The sequence below is a fragment of the Paracraurococcus lichenis genome, from assembly GCF_030657435.1.
GTDB classification, from domain to species: Bacteria; Pseudomonadota; Alphaproteobacteria; order Acetobacterales; family Acetobacteraceae; genus Paracraurococcus; species Paracraurococcus lichenis.
Genome location: NZ_JAUTWS010000517.1, coordinates 1 through 391 on the forward strand (window position 1 = coordinate 1; position 391 = coordinate 391).

Below are 391 nucleotides of genomic sequence, written 5' to 3' on the forward strand. Positions count from 1 at the left end.
GTCCTTCGGACGCTCGGGCTGCGGGATGTAGCTGTCCACCGCCCGCATCAGCTCGAGGATCGCCTGCTCGCCGATCTCGGGCGTCTTGTCCTCGAGGGCCGCCACCGCCGAGCCCTTGATGATCGGGATGTCGTCGCCCGGGAACTGGTAGCTGGAGAGCAGCTCGCGCACCTCCATCTCCACCAGCTCGACCAGGTCGGGGTCGGCCAGGTCCATCTTGTTCAGGAACACCACCAGCGCCGGCACGCCCACCTGCCGCGCCAGCAGGATGTGCTCACGCGTCTGCGGCATCGGCCCGTCGGCCGCCGAGACCACCAGGATCGCGCCGTCCATCTGCGCCGCGCCCGTGATCATGTTCTTCACGTAGTCGGCGTGGCCGGGGCAGTCCACA

1 protein-coding gene is annotated in these 391 nt (G+C 68.8%); it reads right to left on the reverse strand.

All coding sequences use genetic code 11. The annotated features are described in order from the left end of the window. The coding region (locus Q7A36_RS41055) for a GTP-binding protein (RefSeq protein ID WP_305109519.1) at window positions 1–391 on the reverse strand (391 nt) is incomplete at both ends.